Raw genomic sequence first — 22116 nt, forward strand, 5'->3', positions numbered from 1 at the left:
CTATTTGCCAGAAAGTAAATAACTTAACGAGGCAATCCGTTTTCCCATTTCACATCATGCAATTCTACTGGTATGTCTTCCCAAGGATTACTTTGCCAATAAAAAGCCATATTATCAGGTAGATTAACCATCTCGGCAGGAATCGTTTTCAAATAATTTAATTCAACTTGTAGGAAGCTTAAATTTTTCAAATCACCTATATCAGGAGGCAAATTATTAAGGCCGCATCCTTTGAGTTTCAATATTTCCAATGATGTTAAATTTCCAATGCATGATGGAAGGGATTCCAATTGATTATTATCTTTTTTAGGAACAAATCTACGGCTTAAATCCAACTCCTCCAGACTAATCATATCACATACCACAGAGGGTAATTGGCTAAAATTCATATTATTAAGGTTCAATTCTTTTACCTTTTTCAGGTTCGATAAGGATTTAGGCAAAGATAATAGATGAGGACAATTACCTATAGACAATGACTCCAAATTGGTAAGATCGCCTAAAGATTCCGGCAACTCTCTTACATTCAATCTAAAAAGCCCTAAGCCTTTCAAGTTATGCAAATTTGAAATATCATCTGGAACTATTTCAAACGAATTGCCTCCAACACCTAACTTCTCTAAATGAGGCATATTCAATAATACAGCTGGAAATTCCTTCAAGCTACAATAATTAGCTGCAATATTAATTATTGTATGTTTTTCAGAAAGCCAATCAGGAAGTGATTCTATAGGGTTATCAGAAATATTCAAAGACTTCAAATGTGGAAATTTACGTAATACCTCTGGAACTTCTGTCAAGTTATTTTTAGATAAGTCTATGAATTCGACAAATTGAAATTTGGAAATAACCTCTGGCAAAGAATCCAAATCTTCATTTCTAAATAATAGCTCACGCACTAAATTAGGATTAAACCCATTAATTGAGTCAGGATGAAGATCTCTTATATTAATTACTTCATATTGTTTTAAGTTCCTTATATCTTGTTTTTTACGCTTCTTATTCCACATGCAGGATGTTGTTAGGCCCAGCATCGTTAGCAGGCAAATTATTGTGTGTTTCATTGGTTATGGGAGTATAGGACAGGCACGTAGGCCTGCATCTTGCATATATTGGGGAAAGGGAATAATATAAAAGGCAGACACACAGGTCTGCCCCTACGAAAAATCATTTAAAATTGTCTGCTATCTGCTTCTAGGCAATCCATTCTCCCATTTTACGTCATGCAGTTCTACTGGTATGTCTTCCCAAGGATTTCCCTGCCAGCTAAATGCCATGTCATCAGGCAAGTTGACCATTTCTTTAGGCAAAGCTCTCAAGTAATTTTGCTCAACATCCAAGATCTCTAAACTTTGCAGTTTACCAATCTCCGGAGGAAAAGATTCCAACCCGCTTTTATCAGCGGTAATAATTTTAAGATTGACTAAATTGCCTATACAGTTGGGAAAGGTCTTTAACTGAGCTTGCTTTCTGTCAGGCACGTGCTCTCTCTCCAGAGCCAAAATTTCAAGATTACTTAAAGCACAAACTTCTTTTGGAACTATCTCAAAATTCATATAGGAAAGATCAAGGGATCTAAGTTTTTGCAAGTTGCCAAATGATGTAGGAAATTCCATGAGTTTGCCTGAGCCACTAAGACTCATTCGTTCTAAATTCTTAAGGTTTCCGATAGACTCAGGTAATTTAGTAATATCAAGATATCCTAAGTTTAAATTTTCTAAATTAATTAATGTTCCTATTCCTTCTGGTATTTCAGTAAAATTATTTTCTCCAATAGTAAGACTTTTCAAATTAGGCATTTGCAATACTAAATCAGGAAATTCTGAAAGCTCCATACTTCCAATATTTAAAGCTTCCAGATGCTTCATTTCCAATAGCCAGCTAGGAATTTCTTTGATAGGGTTACCTGACAATACCAACTCTTTAAGGTATGGAAACTGACGAATAACTTGAGGTACTTCTGTAAGATTGTTATCTCCTGATAAATCTATTATTTCCACATGCCCAAAGCGAGTAATAACTTGAGGCAAAGAGTCTAATTGTTGGTCATGAAACTGAAGAATCTTAACCATATTAGGGTTGTATGTATCAATATATTCCGGCTGAATAAGCGGATACAATATCTTTTCATATACGATTAAATCTTTTACGTTTTGTTTCTTCTGTCTTTTCTTATTCCACATGCAGGATGTTGTTAAAGCCAGCAAGGATAGCAGGCAAATTATTGTGTGTTTCATTGGTTATGGGAGTATAGGGCAGGCACATAGGCCTGCCCCTACGAGACAATATGTTTATGATTTATTCCAATACTCAAAACTGTACTCTTCTCGCTTGATATACAAATTGAATAATACATGTTTTTCAAAATCGCTGATTAAAATAGGATCTGAGCCTATGGCTACCTTCTGAGTATCGTTAACTTCTGCTTCTGACTTGATTAGACCTTTACTGTAAGGAACTAAAAGGTTTTGAAAATACTTTCTAAGCCACATGCCCGATTTTTTAATTTGTGATTTATCAGATTCAAGTAAGTCCTTTTTAAAAATCAAATTAGGTTCTCTAGCAAAAAACTGAACCATAAAATCATTATTCACTGTGACTAGATCGATGTCAGTCCATGATTTGGCATTACGATTTTTGGGGTCAAAGATAGGATCGAAAAAGTTAAAGCATAATGTTTTAAGCTCTCCCATATGCTTTGCCCTCATTGAGTTCCAACCTACTCCATCCGCTATCTTATGGTAGTCTCTTCCTTTGATACGAGCTTCCCAATATTTCTCCGGCAAATTCGCATCATAGGCCAATACCTTCATCTCTTTTTCTTCGTCAGACTCGGATTCTCCCATACAAGCATTGTATATCGTGCTCACATAAGTAAGCGTGTCCGTAGCCCAATATTCGCCCTCGGACATCTGTCCTCCAACTTCCAATCCTACTTTGCCTGTCAAGCCTGTAGGATGCTGTATTTGCGCTTCTTCACTTGTTTCAAAACCAGAGTTCAGCCTCGCATATTGCAACTTGTATCCTCCGTCGTTTACAAAGTTCCATTCTGCATTTACATCCAGGCTACTGCTTGAGTTTGTTGATAGAGCTTCACTTGCTTTTAGCTTTTTAAGAAAGCTTACCAATCCATTCTGAAATGATGGAAAAACCTTCTTTACGATATTCCCTAGTACAGTTGCTATTTGTCCAGCGACAATCTTGCCTCCTCCTGTGAAGTGATTCAGACCCGCCGCAAATTGCCCTATAGAAGAAACCATCTCAGGATCTACAAAAATGGACTTGACAAACAAAGAAACAAAACCGTAAGTCGCGTATTTAGAATCCAAGGAGAAGCTTAAATTGATGTATTCTCCATTGTTGTCATTATTGGAATTATTGCCAACAGTCTGATAAGACAAAGCCAACTCTCCCAATCCTCCGATAGCCAGCTTAACCCAAGTGTCTGTCTCGATATCTTTGGACCTGTCTATGCTGTTTACCTTTTTGTACTTGCCGACCTTCTCTTGATGCTCATCAAGCTCGCTAAAGCTCATATCCAAATGCCTGACGAGATCGTTATCATCCAGCTTGTGTCTGTCAGCTTCATCGCTCTTCTCTCTTGTGTAAGTGGATTCACTTGATCCCGCGCTGAAAGTTATGTCAGGCACGGATGAATTCATCCCTGTAGCTTTGCCATATTCCTCAGCGTCAAAACCAATGTGAAAGGATAAATTATCCGTCTGGACATTATTTTTGACATAACCTTTATCCAAGTGCTCGGCGTTGCTATTTCGAAATTTCTCCACCTCGGACTCATCTGCCAGATCCATGCTGTAGAGCGTATCCCATACTTTGTAATGAAGAAAGCTTAAGTATTGATCCAGAGAATTGTAGCTGTCCGACGATTTCCACTCATGCGTGTACTCCACGCCTGTCTTAAATACGCCAGCGTCCACGCCTCCTTCAGCTCCTATGAACATCTTTGTATAAGATGAAAAACCTCTGGCGTCTCCCACCGCAAGGCCTGCTCCAGCCCCCAGCTTAAGAAACAAATACAATACTTTGCTAAAGCCCAAATCCAAGGTGATCTGAATGTCAAAGCTACCTGTCCGCTCATTATTATCGACAAGGTGCTTAGTTACTAATCTATTAACTTCTTGGTAGTCATAGCGAAGCTTCTCGTCTTCTTCCTCGGTAACATTGTTTTGGTTGGACAGCAATGCGTTAGCTTTGTTTTCCGCTCTTTGCCTTCTTAGGATTTCCTCATTGAGCTTGATGTGCTCTTCGACTCCTGTCCCCGGAGTGTAAGCCTTGGGCTGCACAAAAGGGCCGTCCAAATAAGGAAATTGTTGTATGATAGGCTTTGAATCTACAAACTCTCTGGAAAGACTTATCGCTTCACCTTTATAGATATACCTTGTCTGAGCGTAACCGTCTGTGATTTTGCCTGTCTCGCTATCGTATCCCTGATAAGATGTCGCTGCGATAAAGCTGTCGATATCGGAGATGCCAAGCCTATCCATTTGGCCATAGATTCCTTGGCCTGATACGGCCTTGAAGAAGAAAGCTCGATCCTGCTTGCTCAGATAAATGGTGCCGTCAGCCACAAGAGGCGGAGCTTTTCTTGGCTCTACAAATCCACTTTCTTTGACAACGGGCCCCTCCCAGGCTGCCCTTCGGTCCTCTTTCTTTTTTTCTCGCTCTGCAAATTCAGGCATGAAATATATATGTTAGCGTTTAGATGTTATTTTATTGCAATTTTAGCAATAAAAAGCACAGACAACAACATTATATATTCAAAAATTGTAAAGATAATATACAAATAAAGATAAATTCAATAAAGGCAAATACTTGAAAAAATCTATTAAGTTTAAAACTCAAGAGGCCTTAAAGGTAAATGAATACATCCCATAATTGCAGTCAAATAATGATAACAAATAGTCTATTAATAGGAAAAATCAATTCTTATCCTTTTCATAATTCGCTGGGTTCAATGCATCATTTGACCAATGCTTCAGGAAGTTTAATACTGCTTCTTCATCATAGCCTCCATCTTTTTCCAAATAAACAGAGTTTTGTGTATGCAACCTTTGGCCTTTCTCGTCCAATACAACGAAAACTGGAAAACCAAACCTCTGAGGGAAGCCCAATTCTTGCAAAGTTCTGTAATTATGATTCTCTTTGCTGTAATTCACATGCACCAAGATGTAATGCTGATCCAAATACTCACTCACAGCATAATCGCCTGTGACAAACTTATCGAATTTCACACACCAACTGCACCAATTTCCACCAACCATTACTAAAACGTGTTTTTTCTCAATTCTAGCTTTATTAATAGCGTCGCTTATCTGTTCATTAGCATTGGCCCTGGGGTTGTATATTTTTTTCTTTTGCGCCGTGGTTTCCTGAATCAACAAAATGCCCAACATGAATAAAAAAACAGCTAATCGATTTTTCATACTCAATGTGATTTTATAATTAAAAAGAATTTACCAGTACAATTGTTATTAATCGAAGGCCAAAAAACAAATCCCAATGGTTAATCATCAATTCAAAAATACAATATTTTACCATAACAGAATACAATATTATTATTTAAACGTTGAAAAATCGATTTTTTATTTTTTTTTCAAAAAAATCAACAAACATTGCAACATAAAATACATCGTTATCGCTATATACATAGCAATACAATGTATCTTGTTTTAAAATATAAATATGGTTAATGAAGAATTTATTGATAAATGGAAGTCTCAAGTAAAAAAGGGGACATTAGCCTTTATCATACTTAACACGCTCCAAAACCGGGAATTGTACGGATATGAACTGATAGAAACAGTCAGGGTGCATACAGAGATAGAAATCGCCGAGGGCACTCTTTACCCGTTAATGAACAGGTTGAAGAAAGAAGGTTTAGTAGAAGCTAAATGGGTGGAACAAGAATCTGGAATACCCAGGAAGTACTACAACCTTACAGTGTCTGGCGTCAAAACTTTGGAAAAGATGTCAAAGTATTGGAATGAATTGGAGGAATCAATCAAGAAATTAAAAAAATGAAGCGAATAACTTTCAAAAACAAAGCTACTCAAAAAATATACGACAAATATTTCAAGGAATGCGGCAAGGAGGCAAGAAACTTAACCAATGAGGATCGTCAAGATATCATCATGGAGCTCAACAGCCACATTTACGAAGCTCTTCAAGGCGACTTAGCCATCGAGCCTGCGAAATTCCAAGATATAATCGACAATTTGGGAACAGCCAAGACTGTAATCAGGCCTTTGGTTGCGGACAAAAAAATGGACCAAGCGCTTAAAACATTCAATCCTATTCAACTTGCAAAAGCATTGGTTTTGAATATCACAAATGGCATTTCATACGTTATTTTCGCCATTATTTACTTGATTATCCTTTCAGGCATCTATGCTATTTATATCAAAATTGCCCATCCTGAAGAAGTGGGAATGTTCTTCTGCGATGGAAAATTCATGGTCTTTGGCAGAGTGCAATCCGAGGCGCTTCAAAGCAAATATGTGGAAGTACTAGGTCATGGGATGATACCATTCACCATAATGATCATGGCGATAGCTTACTTCCTATTGATATTCATTATGAAATCTAAAAGAAAACTAAAAAATCATTTAAGCTAAATTATAAGCTCATAACGGTCAAGAATTATTCTCCTTTCACTGTAATTCTTGCCTTTTCTCTTTCTTTACTCTAAAACATTCAAAAAATGAAAAAGCTATTTTTCGTAATGGCATTGCTATGCCTTTTCTCTAATGTTTTCGCTCAAAAAATTGACGAAAACAAAATCAACAAGATCAAAGCATATATTGAAGATCTTGAATCCTCAAAAAAAACTAAGGGAGATATCAGCATATTTGAAAACTCCAAGGAAGTTTATGGCGAAAGTATCGGAAAAAACAGATGCTTTTACGCGAATCAATGCTATAAGACCAAAGGATTCCGAGTAGGCTCTTTTACAAAAATGATCACTTCGATTATTACCTTTCAATTAGTCGAAGAAGGGCTGTTGCAACTTAAAGATAAATTGGAAAAGTACTTCCCTGAAATACCTGAAGCTAATAAAATCACATTGAGCCATTTATTGGAACACACGAGTGGTCTAAAAGATTACGTGTCAAATGGAGATGATAATAAATGGCTTGTTAAACCGCAAAGCCATGAGGATATAATGTCAGTAATCATTAGCGACAGTGTGTCATTCACTCCCGGAGAGGATCAATCGTACTCTAACTCAGCTTACTACCTGCTTGCGAATATCATTGAGAAGGTCAGTGAAAAAAGCTTCGAGAAAAATATAAAAAAGAGAATCATCAAGCCTCTTGACTTGGATAACACTACTAGCGCGCTGAATAAAAAATCAGAATCTTATCCTTCATATTCATATGAAAATAACAAGTGGGAAGTAGTCGAAGACTTCTATTTTCCAAATGCGAAAGGAGCTGGGGATTTGATTTCCAATGCGGAAGAAATGAATATTATCTTAGAAGCGCTTTTCGACTATAAATTAATATCAAAGAAAAGTTTGGAAGACATGACCTCAATTTCTCCAAACTACTTGTATGGCAAAGGAATAATGAAATCAAGCTACTTTGATATTAACTTATTTGGTCATGGGGGCAATACATATGGAACTCATTGCAGAGCGTTTCATGATCCAAATTCAGACATATCAATATCGGTCATCAACAACTCTGGAGACCACTCTGACAATGAAAGAATATTCAATGAAATATTAAAGATTATTTATTCGGAAGAAATCCCTTCATCAGATGAATTGACCGCTGATCTCATGCAAAAAATGACTGGAACTTATAGCTGTGAAGAACTTCCAGTCAAAATAAAAATGTATTTTGAAAATGGAAATTTAATTAGTCAAGTAACTGGACAATGCCCTGTACCACTTGCGTCCATTAACAATTTAAAGTATGAGGAAACTTCCCTAGGACTGACAGTTGAATTCATGCCTGAAAAAAATCAATTAAAAATACATCAAGGCCAAAGCTTTACATTAACTAAAGAGGAAACAAAGGAAGAGAAAAACAATAAAGCATCCGTTCAACTTACCGAAGAAATCATCAATCAAATCAAAGGAACTTATCACAAAGACGGCTTCCCTCTAGACTTGACAATATTTATGAAAGAAGGAAAGCTAATGGTACAAGCCACTGGACAAGACGCTTTCGAACTCGATCCTGTGAATCAATACAAATATGAAAAAAAGATCTATGAAATAACACTAGAGTTCATTCCAGAAAAAGACCAAGTCAATCTGCTTCAAAGCGGTCAAGCTTTCACACTCACTAAATTAGACTCCGAGTCAAGCCTAAATTAACTTGCTTTAACCAAACGAAAAAACCTAAAAAGCCTGCTTAACTTAAGCAGGCTTTTTAGGTTTTTTCAACTGTTGCTAATACATAAAATTTTGCAAAAGAACGACTGGATTTGAAGCGTCAACGCACTTCAAATTGCCATGGCAAATCTTTTTCTCTGTCTTCACGTCTATTCCACAAACAGATAGATTATCAAGTCCCGGATATAGATTTGGATTGGAACCATCTATCATGAAGCCCATCAAATGCGGGGTTCCTATTTTAGTCGCGATCAACTTGCCTGTCGCATTGGAGATAAGCTCAACTGTGCCGATTTGCGGAGCTGAAAGCGCATAGCTAACCTCTACCTGCTCAAGATCTGCCAAGATATTATAAGGTGTCGCATTCCCTTCGATTGAATAAGGCTGTCCATGGCCTTCTTTCAACAAGTCTTTTGTCAACCCGAATTTTGGAGCGTCTCCAGCTTCCAAGCAATACATTGGAGGCGTAGTGAATGTGCTTCCATTTTCCAATGTGCAAACGGCATAGTACATCATGCCTTTTTCCACTTTCGAGTCATTAAGACTGCTTAAGTTTAGATTATAAAAAACTTGAGTCATTAGCGTTCCGACAGAGTATTCTCCCACACCATCTATGCCTGATGGAGGCACTTCGATAGGCGCATACGGAATATAGACATACACTGACACATTGTGAACTTTTTGAGGAATTGGTTGCATGGTTGTTTATATATTGAGATGAAACAAAATGTATAGTATTATCGAAAATCCATTAAAAAACTTTCCCCACGCCTCAACTACGCTCATTATTCAAATTTCAATTGCACAGATTCATTTCAAAGATATAAAGACCATTTCATAAAAAATATTACAGGCTATTTCACAGTTCTCCATTACATTTCATCAAGCATTATCACACTCAACAAGCGCATTCAAATGATTTGCCTTGATTGGGGTACTCACCTTCAGTGGCCAAACCATCAAACTTCCACCATTCTATTCCTCCGATAAGCTCTTTGACTTTAAAACCTAACTCCGTCATCTTCAAAGCTCCCTTAGTGGACGCATTGCAACCAATGCCATCACAATAGCATACGTACGTCTTCGATCGGTCCAGATTTCGAGTGCTTTCCTCAGTCATGTTCTTATGAGGAATGTTAATGGCCCCGGGAATATGCTCTCGTTCAAATCCAAAACTTTGCCTCGCATCCAATGCCACATAGTCATCACCTTTTTCAAAAGCTTCGAACAGATCCGACGGATCCATTTCAAATGCCAGCTTTCTTTTGTAGAATTCAATTTGTTCTTTCATGATCTTTTTTTGAACAAATTTATGACTTGGATTAAGCCCTTCATAAAAAAGCGAATGAGGAATTTTCATAGCTAACTGAAATAAATTCAGTCTCGCACAAGATTTTTTTGCGTAATTTAAAGCCATGGAGATCAAATACTTGAAGCTAATAAAATTCATCACAGAAGAAGGCAGCATAGCCGAATCGGCTCAAAAACTATTTTTAACACCATCAGCCCTTAGCCACCAACTTAAGGAAGTGGAAAAAATGCTTGGTTATAAAGTCTTCTTCAGAAGTCGGAATAACTGGACGTTAAGCCCGGAAGGAGAGGAGCTTTATAAAATGGCCTGCGATATAGTCGAAAGCTTGGAAAAAGGTTTCAAATCCATCAAAAAACTGCAAGCTGGTTCCTCTGGAAATATAAGCATTTCAACCGAATGCTATTCTCTTTACCAAGGCTTGCCTTCTTTTCTCCAACAGATGAAATTGCTGTACCCTGACATCAATATTAATCTAAATATCGAAGCGACGCATAAGCCAATAGAAAAATTACTGTCAAAGGAAATAGATATCGCACTCGTCAGCACAAAAAACGATAACGACTCATTAAAATATATCAAAATATGCAGCGAGGAAATCTTTGCCATACTCCACAAGGAACATGCTTCAAGCCAATGCGAATATTTATCCGCGGATCACTTCGCAAGCATCCACCTTATCATTCACTCATATCCTTTGGAAACAGTCTTTATTCATGAGCATTTCCTAAAACCAAACAATATTGCACCATCAAAAATATCAGCAATCCCATTGACCGAGCTTGCTTTGGAAATGGTTCAAGCTAATATGGGCGTTTTCTGCCTTCCAAAGAGTTCTTTGCGCTCCTTGAATTATTCTCAAGATCTAATTTTGAAAAAAATTGGCCCGAATGGGCTTCATAAAAAGCAATACATAGCCATAAGAAAGGAAGATTCGGATAAAAAATATTTCCATGACTTTACCTTTAGTTTCAAAGATCACTTTCAAAACCACCATGAAATATAAGATCTCATTTCTTTCTTCTTCGCATTAAGCTTTCCAACAATTTCAGTTCAGTGTCAATTATTCCCATTTCAATCTTGCCATATGAAGTCTTAAAATGAATAAGCTCATAAGGCAACACTAACCCAACCGTTTCTTTTTTAATTTTTTTCAGATTGTTATATGGAATGTATATCGCTTCTTTGAATTTAAAAAACGGAAGCTTTATGACCATGCCCTTCTCATACAGTTCAAAACTGACTAAATTTTTACAAGCTCCTAAGCCATAATTAAAATACACAAATTGACTGTCGTAAATTCTCTCTCCTAAGTCATGCTTTGCATTTATTCCAAATATTTTTTCCAACCTGCTCCAAGGTTCATCTTTAAAAAAGATAAAAAGAATATAACCAGCCATTCCTATCAAGGAGGCTCCAATAAATGAAACATAAATATAACCCGCCAAGGTCAAGCTAGCACAAATCATAATTACTCATCGACTTAAAGAAAAATTAAAATACAACTTTAAATCATATTATGACAATATTAATAACAATAAGAAAGCAAAGGGATTAATTAAACCTCACCCATAATCAAACATTCATAATCGCATCGAAAAAATCAAAATTTGAAGACTTGTCCTTAATCACCCCAAATGGAACTTCATGTTTATATTTTAATAAATCCTCCGCAACACTCCCCAATAGCATCGAAGCCAAGTTTGTCCGACCTTTTGAGCCAATCAAAAATCCAATCGCATGAGTATCCGCCACATACCTTGCTATTCTCTTCGCTGTATCGCCTTCCTCATCCAGCAAAAAATCGCAACGCAAGTTATAACCCTCTAAATGATGCTTTTTCACAAATTGGTCAAACTCCTTTTGATGGTTTTTCTTGATTATATCAGAAAACTCTTCAAAAGACTTGCCTGTGGAGTGATAACCGATTGGGACTTCAAAAACATTAATCAGCTGAACGGATGGCTTCTTGCCAAAAAAGCTCATTACTGTATTCGCTATAAGATGAGCCTGCTGAACAACTTGAACAGATAAATCGGAGAAATCAACACCTACTACAAATTTTTCCACTTCATTAGGCAACTCTTTATCCGGAAGCACTAATACCGAACATTTGGCCAATCTCACGACATGTTTTGGTACTTCCTCCGTATGCTGAACATCATACTTTTTCCCCAATACAACCAAATCAACCTTTTTAAGGTCAACCCATTTGATAATCGTGTTGGCTACTTGACCTTCATGGATTTCAATATTGATTCTTGGCATAAAATCTTCTCCTCCGCAACTGCTGATTTCGGACTTTATATAGGTTTTGATTTGCTCATCTATAGGCTGATCCCCTGAAAAACGTTCCTTTAATACTGGATCATTGTAATCTTTCACGACATGGATAAGATAAACTTCTTCCAAATTATCATTGTGCTCTAAATTCTTCAATAAATATTTGATAAGAAATTGATCATGATAACTCAAATCCAAGGCTACCATTACTTTTTTGATATCATACATGTCTCGCGTATTTAATTTTAAAAAATGAACTGTAAAACAGCGTTTTTGATTGTTATATGTACGAGAAATTAATTTCAACTATACATTTACAATTTTGCATCCTATAATACCAACATAAAAAACTCCGTAGATAGATACCCACGGAGTTTCAATTTATACGCCTGCTTAAAGTCAGGCTATTTATCAATCAGCAAACTATTTCTTTACTATTCTTTCACCAGCTTTTCAGTATGCACCTCTCCGGATGCTTTGATTCTCAAGAAATATACTCCTGAAGGAAGATCTGAAGTATTTACTTTATAGGTTGTAGAGTTTATTTGAGAAATATCCGCTGCTACTTCTCTAGCAGAAACATCTATCAATGTGAATTCCACGTCTTCAGATACATTTCTTTCAAAGCGAATATTCAATACATCAGAGAATGGATTAGGAGATACAGTTACCTGACCAAGTACATCCTCCACACCTTTGATGATTGTCTTTCTCAAGTTCAATTCATAAGGAGTTTCGATAGAACCAAGCACATTATCCGAAACATATGAAAGTTCGTTAGAGATGTCTAATTTTTCACCATCGTTTTCAAGTTCGAATTTTAGTTCTTGACCATCAGTATTTCCATGTATGGTAAGGAAGAATAAGCTTTGCTCATTAACCTTGCTTACCTGACAGATACCTCTCAGTTCTTCATCTACAAATACTCTCAATACTGCTTGATCCTCGATCTCTGCATCAGGCAAAGTAGCGATCACACTCATATTGGAAGGAAACTTGCTGAAATCACCTTCTGTTGATTCGGCAACTCTGGCAGCGGAAGGAGACCAGCGACCTCTTTCAGGATAGATCAATACGCCATCTTGTGTCGACTTTAGTTTGTAACCTTTACCCGGCTCCATGTACTTCAAGCTACCTTGCCATCCAAGACGTTCATTATAAACAGCAAAGCCTGTTTTTCCTTTGATGATATCACCTTCTTTGGCGTCAAGTCTTGCCAGAGCGTCATTCAGCTCCATATTTTCCTGAGGAAGATAAGCAATCCAATTCCAGCCTGTTGTCAGATTGATAGGAGTGTCATATGCTACAGGAGTACCTTGGATGACAAATGGCGCATCGTACTTCATTCTCATCATATACATTTGATCATTTTGAATGCCGTCATACCAAGTGATGTTTCCATACCATCCGTAACCTGAGTAGTAAGTATCAAAAGTAGTCTTTGACTTTAATATCTCAGCGATATTCGATACTGGATGCAGATAAGTGTTGATCTGATCTTGGTAAGAGTTCGTGATGTTAAATGATATCCAATTCCATCCTTGCTCCATATCGTAACTGATTCGTACAGATTCTGTCGGTTCAAATACCACAGGTTCGTCGATGCTTCCATGAAGAGCATTTTGTTGGAAATCAATCGTAGGAGTTACTTCGATATGTATCACTCCTTTGTCATCATCCCAAATCTGGAAATGTACTTTACCATAATTTTCATGATAATTATATACATCCATGAAGAATACATATCGATCATATTCTTCCAAATACTCCGGCTGAGCAACACCTTTTACAACGCCATTGATACTTGCAGCGATCATGTCGTTAGGATCCATCTGATATTCGCCATCGATTACGATCGCTCCTATGATGCTCATGCTGTTCTCATCATGATAGTCATTTTGTACTTCCCAATCAGGTCTTTGTCCTTTGACTCTGATGTCAAGATCAAGAACGTCTGTCAGTTCGTCCGTTACCAATATCAAAGTCTCATCGTAGATTCCGGCATTTACACCTTCCAATACAGTGATCTTAATATCCATTTCTGACTGAGCTTCTAATACACCCGAAGTTGTGCTCAAAGTCATCCAAGACGGTGCTCCTTCGATAGTGAAATACTCTTCAGTACCGCCAGAGTTGCGAACTGTAATCGTATGCTCAAATGCTTTTCCTTTTTCTACATCAAAAGCAAGCACAGGCATTTCCCACTTGACTTGATTGTGATCTACGAAAAATGACCAACTTTCAGCGACTTCCATGCGGTTGGCTTGCATGTCCTCCACCTTAGTAACTGTAACGTCTATTGTTGCATTTTCCACTCGATAAGCAGCTTCGTTCATGTCAAACAAGATCTTATCATTATTGACAACATAATTGAAGTTTACTTTTTCGATCGGGTTGATCAACTTAACAGGAGCTGAGTTGATGTCAAGATTAACAGCACCAATAGTTTCTGCCAAACCTGCCTCTTGAGCACTCTCATCATTGAATGACTGACGAAGTACATTCACTCCAGCATCTTCCTGATAATTTTCAAATGGATAATAAGCTCTCAATCCAAGCGTTTCGTTGTCCATCTTATGGTTCAAGTCACGCTTCACTTGTACAGCTCTGCGGGCATATTCCCAAAGTCTGAATTCATCTATAGCGACATTGGCATAATCACCCAATTGATAAGTTCCATCATTGGAGATGCTTTGTACCGCAGCACCAAGGTAAACAGCTGCTCCACCGAACTCGCCGCCTCTTTCACTTGAAGATTTGATCAGCTTGCCATTGATGAATGCGTTGATTCCCGTCAATCTGCTTACGCTGATATTCAAATGTACCCAATCATTATTGATATAATTACCTGGCACTTCGATCAACCTGTTGCCTGCATTAGCTACTACAATCGCATTTGATTCCAATTTAATTTGCCAAGCGGCATTGTTTGCATCAGCACCAAGAGCGATTCCATTGGAGAATAATGTCCCTTCGGCTTCAGCTTTAAACCAGAATTCGATACTGAAATCCTGCTCAGCTTCGATAGACAGTCTTGAAGCGTCGATCTTCACAGCGCTGTTATCTAGATAAGCTGCATAACCTGCCGGATGCAATTGCCATTCAGCGTGCGACTCTGCATGTAGATGTCTGGCTTTATCTTCCAGCAATGTACCAAAAGCTTCGTCCATTGGCCAGTATCCGATCAAACCTTGCTCATAACCTGACAAGTTTTTGCTCATTCTGTAAATGATCTCGTCTCTTGCTTCCGCTGATTTCCAAATTCTCAATTCGTGGATATTTCCAGCGAAAAAATTGTCATTAGCTACAGACTTACCGATATAAGTTTTAGGCTGATTGATATGGTTTACAGTCAAATCTTGATAATTGTATTGCGCACCGTCAAGGTACACCAACAAGATTTCGCTTTCTTCATCATATGTTACTGCCCAATGATGCCATAGCTCATCTGTCACAGCAATGCCTGAAGAAATCGTTTCGCCATCTCTCTTGACGATGAATTGACCATTTTCAAATACTAAACTTAGTCCATGCGTTTGATTGCCATGGGAGAAAATTGTTCCGTTAGGGTTGACACCTGACTTCGTCCAGAATTCTATAGTAAATGAACTTGAGCTTAGATTCAGTTTTTCAGGAATCTCAACATAATCGTCATTTCCATCCAAAAGAATACTTGCAGCATGTCTCAACTCTCCACCGTTAAGAATTCCTCTCATATCAAAATTGCTCCAAGTTAACTTGCCTTCATTGATCGTCTCATTGAAACTTACTGATATCTCATCACCGATATTCAAGATGCCATCAGCCGGCTGAGGATCTCCAAATGAATGAGGTCTCTTGCGGTCAACTATTCCTGTGATAATAGTCGATTTAGAATTCAATCCAGAAGTACAGAATGTTACTGTTCTCAAGTCATATTCTCCATCCAATATATCTTCCAGATTCCAAGCATAAGTCGTTAATTCAGGATCTAATTGCTCGCCTTCAGGATCATTGGCAGAAGCCAAGTCAGGGTAGAAGGTCTTCAATCCATACCATACCGACTGATTCTTTGGTTTGTACTGCAAGCTGATCTTTTCGATCTTGTCAAATTCAGCCCCGTAATTTCCAAAGCTGATTCTTTGATTTTGATAAATCTGAAGTTCGCCCATTTCGTCTTGCTTCTCTTCGATATTATCATGATTGAATACCCAAAGATCATTAAGCGTGCTGATCTCAGCGATAGGACATGATGGAATGAATCTAACCGAAAGTTTCACCGTATCAGAAGCTACCAATACTCCTCCGTTGGTGTGATGATCCCACTCGCATTGGGAGAACAACATCACTCGGATATCATCGTATTCGTATTCGTCAGCGACTTTTTCTACCGTGAGCGTCTTAGGATAAGATTGTCCTCCTTGTATTTCAAATACTCTCTGAGAAGTACTCAAAGCGGCACCGTCAAGTTTTAGAGCAACTCCATCCACATCATCTACCAGACGAATACCAAACCATTCGGTCAGTCCTGCCTCTGTAGCATTACCAAGGTTAAGCGTGAATATAGCTTTTTCATTTTCAGGAACATTTTCCACTACATATTGATCAGCTGTCAATACAGGAATCTCTCTTCTTACCGTACCTTCGCTTAAGATATGATTGTTTTGTGGCTGATAATATTTAGCATATGTCGTTTGTTCCCAAGGACAAGAACTTTGACCTCCAATAGTTTTGAAGATAGGTCCGTTGTTTGACTTAGGATCTTTGATATCGACTGAGAATAAATCTCCTTGGTTGTCATCAAATAATGTGAATCCGTAAGTCGTCGCTTCTTCATATTGCAAGCTTACTCCGACCGTGATCTTTTGAGTAAATTTGAATGTCAAAGTAACAGTACTACCAGCGTCATTGATTTCTCCACCAGTTTTAATTTTGAACACTTCTTCAAATTCGAACTCGTCTTCGATACCACCTTCATGAGAATCATTGAATTGGTACTCATAAGAATAAGGCTGTCCGGCAGAGAATGAAACGTTTCTGTTGAAGCTCGATTCGATTTTCTCTTTTTCATTTTTTGCCAATGCCTCAGTCCAAAGTCTGATCTGTTGGTTATAGATACGAATAGAGTCTACCGTAGCGTAGTCATTGTCTTCATTGTATGTAAATACATAACTTTCTCCATCAAAATCCTCATCATCAGTCTTCGTATGATCTTCAGAAGTCGCAAGATCTCCCCATACAGGATCGTCATTGTTCGTTCCGTAGTTTGCATGAGAAGCGTCGATTTCCGAAGCGTAAACATCTGGATATTTATTGAATAATTGATTTCTCAATCTCTTCAAGTCCACAATCAGATAATTCTCAATATGGTCTTGCGTATAAATAAACTTCGTAGACTTAGAGTCAGGACGAACGAAACTTGTCGTTTCAAGTCCGATTCTGTATTCTTTGGCATTGATTGTAACAATAGGATCCAAAGCTGGAATTGTTCCGCCGTTTTGCTCTGTCAAATCAGCTTCTACCAATCCAAGTGTCTTGGCGTCACCATAGAAATAGTTCTTTGATTTACCATAGAATAAATCACTCGAAGCTCCCACTAACTCAGAACCATCACTTGTCTGCCATCTGTTGACAGTTGTAGTTGTTTCTACCCATTCGTGATGACCTGTACCACCTGCTGAGAATGAGAATTCGTTGTCATTTTCTGCGATGATATCCGTTTCTGTCTGTGGCCCCGGAGCCGGTCCTGGATCGATAACGATCTTTGGAACTAAGTCGGTATTGACGTTTTTAGAATAGGCAGCACCTAAAGTAAGTGATTCTTTGATTTTACCTGTGATCGTTGTTCCTTTTTCCAAATAAGTAGATGATCCACTTCCCGGAGGATCTCTAAGGATAAAGTCAACAACTTGAGGTCCTTCTGTGTAGAATGTCGTATTCTCACGGATATTACCCAATACGATACCTCTAAAGATATCTGCATGATCAGGAATCCAGTTGTAAGTATTGGCTCCGATTCTTACAGAAACTCCCATGACAGAAGTATAGCTGTTAGCAGGCGTGCCTTGATCAGCCAAGATATTCGGATCTCCCGCTGTAAATGTATAAAGAGTATCTCCTTCTGCTCCCGCCATCTGAATCACTTCAGCATTACCAACGACTCTGTATTCTGTATCAATAGATTTACCTAAGTCATTTGTAATCCATATCTCACCATCATTAACAGGAACTCTGTCTTCAGCGATTGGCGCGCTTTCGTCATTATTCACATAACGCTCAAAGATGCTAATCTTGGCATTATAATCCGAATAAGTCTCGAATACCGGATGTCCAAACACATATTCTCCGCTGTTATTAGCTGGATCAATATCCAAGTCTGTGCTTGCATCATCACCTTCATCATCAGTATAATAAAGCGTGATTTTATCTTCTCCGATAAATGGATCTCCATCCGCTTGTGTAACGTCTATCGAAGGCTTGGATCTGTAGATGAAGTTTCTTTTGTAATGATAAGAATAAGTTCTTATTTCATCTTCCGAAATTTCAGGATCAGCATAAGGATCTCTAGGTCTTGCTTTTTCAACATCTTCAGGATGCTCAACTTCTGTAGGCTCTATATCCAAAGAAACATCAAGCATATCTTGATCTCCAAAGTTTACAGAAGGATTGTTGTCAATAACTACTGACTCAACCACATATTTCAATGGTAATATTCTCGCTTCATATTCACCAGTATTGGCATCTGAAGAAATAGTGTATTGAGCACAACCGTCTCCTCTTTGAGACTTAAGCTTCAATGTCGCAACACCAACGTTATTTGTCGAAAGACCAAAACCTATTTCTTTTTCACCTTCACGCTGACCACCAACGATACGACCCGAAAGAATATGCGTTGTGCTGTCTATGAATTCGATGCCAGTGATTTGTCTATCAAAGTAAAACGCATCTCCGTTAGTAGGCCATTGTCCTACGCTGAATACGTGCTTGCCTTTCTCTACCGTGATAATGTGCTCGCCTATCGGCACATCGATGCTAAAAGCTCCGCTTGCATCCGTTTTTACCGGCTGGCCTTTGATGATAACAGGTTCACCATCGATGTTCACCTGAGCATCCTTTACATAACAATCAGTATCTTTATACTTGACAGTACCAGTAACTTGATAAGAGGAAATGTCTACAAAATCTACACGGTTATGCACTGAAGAACCTTCTCCGATAAACAATACTTGCTTACCAGGCTCAAATTCGTGTTGAGGGACATAAGGAGTAATACTAAAATTGCCACCAGCATCATTATACACAATGCTATTGACTGTATAGTTACCATCCTGGTCTGTGATTCCTTTAAATGCCAATATGCTCTTATCAGGAACTTCATCCGACCAAGAAGGTCCATTAAGCAAAGCGCCTTCATTCTTATGATAAGTCGTTCCTGTGTGCGCCAAGTCATAGACATTGTTACTGATACCTTCATCCATTCTCCAATACATCACCAAATCTTCCTCTCCACCGGACAAATATCTGTTATAGTCTCTTTCTATTTCTTCATCAGATTTGAATTTTGACCAAAATCTTAATTCATCAAGATTCCCTTCAAATGTCTGCTCCGAACCGCCTACATAGTTTGACTTTTGTCCACCAAATGAAAGATTATTGGCATTCGGCATATTCGAATGAGTCGAAACAGTACCAGAGTTAATCTTCACACCATTCAACCAAGCAGAATAAACATGCTCATTATTTTCTCTTTTATAAGCCAATACCAATGAGTTGAATTGATCATCCAACACCTTATTGTCAGCATCATTCAGCTTCTTAGTCGTATAAGCATTATTGCTTTTTCTGAACTTGACGTAAAGATCTTTATTCACTTCATCGTAGTATAAGTAATAGTTTTTCCATCCCATCAAATGAGTACGTGTACTTTTCGCTCCACCATTATGCTTTGGCTTGAAGAATAATTCAACAGTACCCTCATCTGTAAAATCAGAAGTCTTAGCTATATTGATATAATCATCTGATCCGTCAAACTCCAAAGATTTTCCTGTTTGAGAACCATCATTGTTAGCCACCAATACTTCAGCGCCTTGCACGGCAGAACCATCTTTGAAAGATATGCGTCCATTGATGATACCGCTTTGAAGTTTGAAACCTACTGTAGTGATTTCATTGGTTTTGATAATTCCTGAAGCACAATCAGACTCACCTACGATTTTGTATTCGTATAATTTATAAGCCTGAACATCTCTGTCACTCCAAGTCGTAGCATCAGCGCTAAGTGTTTCCTCTTTTGTAAATCCACTTCCGCCAATTGCTTCACGCCTGTAAATGACAAACCTGTCGATTGTGTAATCCTGATTCTTATTCCAGCTTAACTCTATTCTGTCTCCAAAATAACCTTTAGAACCTTCCAAATCTCCTGCTGTAAAATAACTCGACAAATTAGCTGTAAACACACCCGTAATCGTCGCTTCATTAGATTCAAAGCATGAATTTGTAGCTTTTACCGAATACCTGTATTGAGAACAAACACTTACATCGGTGTCAATATAAGAAGTTGTATTTCCATTATCTATCTGAACAATATCAGTAACCGACGTGCTCAAGTTGATTCTCTCAATCGTATAGCCCGTAGCATGTGTCATTTTCTTCCAAGAAAGCTGCAATGCCGTAAGCGTCTGAGACAAACTGGCTGTCAAATCTGTGGCAATAGGAGAGATTCGAGTCGCAGGTTGACGGTCATTCACTGTCGAATGCCCTTGATCACAATCATTAAGCGCAACTACAGCATATTTGTACAATTGTCCCGGAGTAGCGTCAGTATCTTCAAATGAGAAATTCCCTGCGTTTACTGCCACATCCCATGTTTTATTTTCTGATGTGGAATTATTCAGATAACGAATAATCTTGAAGTGATCGACTTTAGACAATTCTCCAAAATTATACGACCACTTCACAGTGTTACCATCGCATCCGGCCTCAGTTGTTATGCCAGTCACTTTTACTGGTTTTGGCTTGATCGCTCCAGTAACTGGATTTTCATAATCCGCATAATTTGAAATATTGCTTATAGTCTTGGAACCACCTGTTCTAATCGTATACGTATAACTTCCGATAGTTTTAGGCCTTACATAATATTCATACTCTACTTCAGAAGTTCTGCTATTGGAGTATTTATACCTTCGTTTCCCATCTTTAGTCGTATAATTGCTGTTCTTGGTAACTTTCCCTAAGTACGATCTTGAAGAGCTTCCTTTAGTTCTTCTGTAAATGTAGTATTCCACATCATAGTCCCCAATATTATCAGGCTCTGCCCACTCCACATCGATCTTGCTGCATTCCGTCTGATAGGTCGCAGTGATATCGGTAGGGACTTTTGGCGCATAGAACTTGATCGTGCGCGTATCCTTCACCGTGTTTTCCTCTCTTACACGCACTTGAATATCTTTATTGGCTAAAGCCACATCAGGCCTCCATCGGCATACATAATAATAGCGATTTGACCCATTACCGTTATTATCCCGATTGTAATTATCAAAAGATACAGAATTACCATTTCTAGAGTAAGCTCTGTACTTATTTCCATCATCTTTCCAATGTTCAATCCATACGAATTCTATCCATTGAAATGTTGAAGGATCTTGATATTCAAGATAAAGATTATGATCGATCCTATTACCTCCATCGTAACGCTCGATCTCGAAGGCAATCTCGCCTCCCGCATTCGGCGAATCTTGATTCAATATATTCCAGTCTCCACTTCCGAAAGAGAAACCAGATACTGAAAAAAAGAACACCAAAATTAGAGAAGCAAGTCCTCTAGTCAGAAACGAAGTACGTTTCCTGTAGTTTTTTTCCATTCCGCTTATGGTTTTTAGTTTTGAAAAATTTATTTGAAATAGGTATTATATAGTACAAAAATGAACCTTTAAGGACTAAAACAGAAGCTTTTCAACAATATTGCATGTATTTGACACAATATTACATGTAATTGGAATGAAAGAAAACAGCATGTAAGTTATTAGATGTTTTAGCACTTAAAAGGAAACCAACAAACACACAAATGGAAACTCAATTTAAAAATATGTAATTAATATAATCGTTTCAACTAGTATATATGCATTGACAGCCATGGTTTTTCTTCATTTTTGTACTAGTTCCTTATGCTTAGAATCAAAAA

The 22116-nt window shown here is 37.9% G+C and carries 13 protein-coding genes; 4 read left to right on the plus strand and 9 right to left on the minus strand.

What is annotated here, in order from left to right; genetic code table 11:
- Nucleotides 1–23: 23 nt before the first annotated feature.
- The 4 genes from AABK36_RS19365 to AABK36_RS19380 form a co-directional block, all read right to left on the minus strand.
- Nucleotides 24–1010, minus strand: coding sequence for a leucine-rich repeat domain-containing protein (locus tag AABK36_RS19365; RefSeq protein WP_309936816.1), 987 nt, complete (start codon nt 1008–1010; stop codon nt 24–26).
- A gap of 174 nt (nt 1011–1184) precedes the next feature.
- On the minus strand, nt 1185–2183 hold the full coding sequence (locus AABK36_RS19370) for a leucine-rich repeat domain-containing protein (protein WP_309936817.1): 999 nt from the start codon (nt 2181–2183) through the stop codon (nt 1185–1187).
- Between the two features lie 108 nt (nt 2184–2291).
- Nucleotides 2292–4700, minus strand: a complete 2409-nt coding sequence (locus tag AABK36_RS19375) for a hypothetical protein (RefSeq protein ID WP_309936818.1) — start codon at nt 4698–4700, stop codon at nt 2292–2294.
- A gap of 240 nt (nt 4701–4940) precedes the next feature.
- On the minus strand, nt 4941–5444 hold the full coding sequence (locus AABK36_RS19380) for a thioredoxin family protein (protein ID WP_309936819.1): 504 nt from the start codon (nt 5442–5444) through the stop codon (nt 4941–4943).
- A gap of 259 nt (nt 5445–5703) precedes the next feature.
- Here AABK36_RS19380 and AABK36_RS19385 point away from each other — a divergent pair, with 259 nt between their 5' ends.
- The 3 genes from AABK36_RS19385 to AABK36_RS19395 all read left to right on the plus strand — a co-directional run bounded on the left by AABK36_RS19385 (nt 5704) and on the right by AABK36_RS19395 (nt 8347).
- Nucleotides 5704–6042, plus strand: a complete 339-nt coding sequence (locus AABK36_RS19385) for a PadR family transcriptional regulator (RefSeq protein ID WP_309936820.1) — start codon at nt 5704–5706, stop codon at nt 6040–6042.
- Nucleotides 6039–6635, plus strand: coding sequence for a DUF1700 domain-containing protein (locus tag AABK36_RS19390; protein WP_309936821.1), 597 nt, complete (start codon nt 6039–6041; stop codon nt 6633–6635). The genes AABK36_RS19385 and AABK36_RS19390 overlap by 4 nt, the downstream gene beginning before the upstream one ends.
- Before the next feature lie 86 nt (nt 6636–6721).
- Nucleotides 6722–8347 (plus strand): serine hydrolase domain-containing protein, encoded by a 1626-nt coding sequence (locus AABK36_RS19395; RefSeq protein WP_309936822.1) that lies wholly within the window; start codon nt 6722–6724, stop codon nt 8345–8347.
- Between the two features lie 75 nt (nt 8348–8422).
- Here AABK36_RS19395 and AABK36_RS19400 read toward each other — a convergent pair whose 3' ends face one another.
- Entirely contained in the window at nt 8423–9064 is a 642-nt protein-coding gene (locus tag AABK36_RS19400) for a hypothetical protein (protein ID WP_309936823.1), read from the minus strand.
- A 199-nt stretch (nt 9065–9263) separates the two neighbouring features.
- Nucleotides 9264–9656, minus strand: coding sequence for a rhodanese-like domain-containing protein (locus AABK36_RS19405; RefSeq protein ID WP_309936824.1), 393 nt, complete (start codon nt 9654–9656; stop codon nt 9264–9266).
- Nucleotides 9657–9780: 124 nt separating this feature from the next.
- Between AABK36_RS19405 and AABK36_RS19410 the strand changes: the two genes are divergently transcribed.
- On the plus strand, nt 9781–10680 hold the full coding sequence (locus AABK36_RS19410) for a LysR family transcriptional regulator (RefSeq protein WP_309936825.1): 900 nt from the start codon (nt 9781–9783) through the stop codon (nt 10678–10680).
- 4 nt (nt 10681–10684) lie between these two features.
- Here the strand turns inward: AABK36_RS19410 and AABK36_RS19415 are convergent, their stop codons facing one another.
- The 3 genes from AABK36_RS19415 to AABK36_RS19425 form a co-directional block, all read right to left on the minus strand.
- A complete protein-coding gene (locus AABK36_RS19415) occupies nt 10685–11143 on the minus strand; it encodes a hypothetical protein (RefSeq protein WP_309936826.1) in 459 nt (152 codons plus the stop codon).
- Nucleotides 11144–11249: 106 nt separating this feature from the next.
- Nucleotides 11250–12185: a universal stress protein gene (locus tag AABK36_RS19420; protein ID WP_309936827.1), complete on the minus strand. Its 936-nt coding sequence runs from the start codon at nt 12183–12185 to the stop codon at nt 11250–11252.
- Nucleotides 12186–12391: 206 nt separating this feature from the next.
- Nucleotides 12392–21796, minus strand: coding sequence for a LamG-like jellyroll fold domain-containing protein (locus AABK36_RS19425; RefSeq protein WP_309936828.1), 9405 nt, complete (start codon nt 21794–21796; stop codon nt 12392–12394).
- Nucleotides 21797–22116: the final 320 nt, after the last annotated feature.

Source organism: Aureibacter tunicatorum, from assembly GCF_036492635.1.
GTDB lineage: Bacteria > Bacteroidota > Bacteroidia > Cytophagales > Cyclobacteriaceae > Aureibacter > Aureibacter tunicatorum.